Origin of the sequence: Parasphingomonas zepuensis (genome assembly GCF_036663735.1) — a bacterium.
GTDB lineage: Bacteria > Pseudomonadota > Alphaproteobacteria > Sphingomonadales > Sphingomonadaceae > Sphingomonas.
The window spans coordinates 1-3590 of record NZ_JAXOJO010000015.1 but is presented as its reverse complement, the minus strand read 5'-3'; the positions used below and the strand labels follow the sequence as shown (position 1 = coordinate 3590).

The 3590-nt window shown below is 61.7% G+C and carries 1 protein-coding gene and 3 pseudogenes; 1 reads left to right on the top strand and 3 read right to left on the bottom strand.

Annotated features, from left to right (window positions below; genetic code table 11):
• Positions 1–744, top strand: a 744-nt coding sequence (locus tag U1769_RS24780; RefSeq protein WP_332720833.1) for an IS3 family transposase, incomplete at its 5' end; no start/stop codon positions are given.
• Between the two features lie 269 nt (positions 745–1013).
• Here U1769_RS24780 and U1769_RS24775 read toward each other — a convergent pair.
• From U1769_RS24775 to U1769_RS24765, 3 pseudogenes are all read right to left on the bottom strand, one after another.
• Positions 1014–2369, bottom strand: a pseudogene (locus tag U1769_RS24775) (IS3 family transposase).
• Between the two features lie 83 nt (positions 2370–2452).
• Positions 2453–3143 (bottom strand): annotated as a pseudogene (locus tag U1769_RS24770) (transposase); the annotation flags it as partial.
• 173 nt (positions 3144–3316) lie between these two features.
• Positions 3317–3541 (bottom strand): annotated as a pseudogene (locus U1769_RS24765) (type IV secretion system DNA-binding domain-containing protein); the annotation flags it as partial.
• Between the last annotated feature and the right edge of the window lie 49 nt (positions 3542–3590).

The window sequence follows — 3590 nt, the reverse complement described above, 5'->3', positions numbered from 1 at the left end:
CGTGGTGATGATGGCGACCTTCGGCCGCGTCTTCGTGAGATCGCGCTGGAACGTCGCCGGTTCGGTTATCGGCGGCTGGGGATCATGCTTGCCCGCGAAGGCATCGTCATGAATCACAAGAAGCTTTTGCGGCTGTATCGCGAGGAGAACCTGCGCGTACGGCGTCGCCGGGGCCGCAAGCGAGCGATGGGCACGCGGGCGCCGATGACGTTGCCGCAGGGTCCGAACCAGCGCTGGAGCTTGGACTTCGTTAGTGACACGCTGGTGTGCAGCCGGCGTATCCGCATCCTTGCGGTGGTCGATGACTTCACGCGGGAGAACCTCGCGCTGGTGGTCGACACGTCGTTGTCCGGCGCTCGTGTTGCCCGCGAGCTCGATGCGATCATCGCCGTTCGCGGCAAGCCGCTGATGATCGTGAGCGACAACGGCACGGAGCTGACCAGCCTGGCGATCCTGCGCTGGGCGCAGGACCGACGCATCGAATGGCATTACATCGCGCCGGGCAAGCCGCAGCAGAACGGATACGTCGAGAGCTTCAATGGTCGCTTGCGCGACGAATGTCTGAACGAGACGCTGTTCGCGTCCCTCAGCCATGCCCGATCGGTACTGCGGGCATGGCGCGACGACTACAACCATGTGCGGCCGCATAGCGGGATAGGCGGGCTGACGCCCGCCGATGCTGCCAGGCAGGTTGCACAACCCCACCCGCCAGGGCACCCTGGCAACCCCGGACTCTACTTATGAGTGGAGGAGAAAAGGGGAGCACGTCATGTGTGGGCGACAGTTGAGGGCTACAGTCGGCACGAGACCGTTGCTCAAACGATTGACTTTCCAACGATTTCAAGGGGATGCGGTATTATGTAGCAACGGCACCAACGCTGTAACTGGTCCTAAACCCCTTTCGTGGCCTATTCGGGGGCTATGGGATGAGCAACCACCTGTCCGTCGTCAGAACATTTGGCGCAACTGGCGGCGTAAAATAGCGGAGTGCGGGCCTCGTCTGGGGGTTGATGTTAGGCGGCGAGCTTGCGGTGTTGCAAGCGCCGATGCTCGATGGTCTGTCGTTTGATCCTTTCACGCTGTTGGATGATGGCCGGCGCCCTGCCGAAGTAGGCGTCGGCGGGCGTCACGTTGTTCAGGCTCTCGTGGTACCGCTGGTGATTGTAGTGCTCGACGAAGGCCTCGATCTGGATCTCGAGGTCGCCGGGCAGGAAGTAGTTTTCCAGCAGGATGCGGTTTTTCAGGGTCTGGTGCCAACGCTCGATCTTGCCCTGGGTCTGGGGATGCATCGGAGCGCCGCGCACATGGCTCATCTTTTGCGCATTGATGTATTCCGCCAGTTCGCCCGCGATGTAGCTGGGACCATTGTCACTGAGCAGCCTGGGCTTGTGCAGCACCGTGGCACTGTCACAGCCCGAGGCCTTGAGGGCGAGGTCCAACGTGTCGGTCACGTCCTCGGCTCGCATGTTGGTGCACAGTTTCCAGGCGATGATGTAGCGCGAGAAGTCGTCAAGCACGGTCGACAGGTACATCCAGCCCCATCCGATGATCTTGAAGTAGGTAAAATCGGTCTGCCACATCTCGTTCGGCCGGGTGGTCTTGGTGTGGAACTGATCGGCGGCCTTGATCACGACATAGGCCGGGCTGGTGATCAGATCATGGGCCTTCAACAGGCGGTAAACCGTGGCTTCGGACACGAAGTAGCGCTTCTCGTCGGTGAAGCGCACCGCCAGTTCGCGGGGGCTCAGGTCGGTCGCTTCCAGCGCCATTTCGACGATCTGGTCCTGGATGCCGTCGCCGATGCGGTTCCACACCCGGCTCGGCGCCGATGGCCGATCCTCCAGTGCCTCCGGCCCGCCCTCAAGATAGCGGTCATACCAGCGGTAGAATGTCCGACGGGCGATACCGAGCTGGTCCAGCGTCCGCTTGGCGGGCAGGTGCGACTGCTCGACGATCCGGATGATCTCGAGCTTTCGGATGCGGGATACCTCATTCGTCGTCGCCCCCATCCGCAATCATGCTTTTTTCAGCAGACGGTTTTCGAGTGTCAGGTCAGCAACGCATTCCTTCAGGGCACGAGCCTCGCGGCGCAGATCCTGCACCTCGCCAGTGGTCGCGGCACGGGCGGTGTCACCAGCCAGGCGGCGCTTGCCGGCTTCCATGAACTCTTTCGACCAGGTGTAATACAGGCTCTGCGCGATGCCTTCTTTGCGGCACAGCTCGGCAATGCTGTCCTCGCCGCGCAGCCCGTCAAGCACGATGCGGATCTTGTCTTCAGCCGAGAAGTGGCGACGGGTCTGACGCCGAATATCCTTCACAACCCGCTCAGCAGGGGTCGGCGATTTTTTCAAGGAGGGTTGGGCCTTCATCTTCGTTCCTTCGTCACTACGACGAAGCCCCAAACCTCCTTAAATCACAACCTCAAATCTGTGCCATTGGTGCTGACGGCGGACAGGGACTGGTAAATTGCCTCGTGGCTAATGCGCATCGTCAGATCCCCGGGAAAGTCGAGCCGGAGCCGATGCGAGATCTGTTCGGGACTCCAGGCCGAAACCATCGCCGGCTCTGGCGGTGAACAGCACGGCGTCCCTTCCATATCACATCAGAGCCGCTGAAGCCGAAGCCGTCGGGGTTGGCAACCTGCCCGGCGAGCCGATCCTGTAATAGTCTCGCAGCGCTGAGTTGGTCGTCAGCTTAGGCCGCCGAGCCGACCGGTCCGCATGCCATTGCGCGGTGCTCGCCCGGTAATCGAAGCTTCCGCTTCGCATGGCGGCATTGCGCTTCAACTCGCGCGAGATCGTGCTCGGCGACCGTCCAAGCTTACGAGCGATGGCGTTGATGCTGGCGCCCCTGGCCACTTCGATCGCAATATCTTCGCGCTCCGAAAATGTCAGATAACGCCCGATGGTCGGCTTAGCCGATGGTGATACATGGGTTGGCGGCATCCCTCCTGCTCCCCGAAACCAGCGCGCGCCCACAGGTGCCGAAACGCCCGCATCCATCGCCGCGTCTTCGTTCGATCTGCCACAAGCAATCGCTTGCCAGAAGCGGCAGACGTTATCGCGCCGCCATCCAGGCGGATGACCAGGCGAACGCAATTTGCTGCGCGTACACCGATCCGAAACACGCTTGTGAACCTTCACCGCTCCTTGACCAGGGCGTTGCGACGACCGCCTGAATCCGCCCAATATGTGTCCATCAAGTACACTGAGCGCCTCGCGGATGCCGGGATCGAGCCGTCGGTTGGCAGCTTGTTCGCCTGCGCGAGCGCGGTGACAAATTCGGCAGAGCTACCCATCTCGTTGGTCACCCGACTCTCCATCGCGCTGGACAGCAATTGCTGCGCGTAACTGATCCACTGATCATGATCGCCATGGCCGAGATGCGGCAACAGCGATTGCGCCAGCATCGCGAAATCGCCGACATGTTCGATCTCACTGAGCAAATCCCATCGGACGCAGCGGGCGTCGAAGGGGTTCAGGATGACATCGCCCGGCTCGTAGAAGACGCTGAGCGCGCTGCCGTCCGAATCGGCGACCACCTGGCGATCGCCTCGGCGTCGCGCATCCGCGATCAGGGCGCGAAGCGCG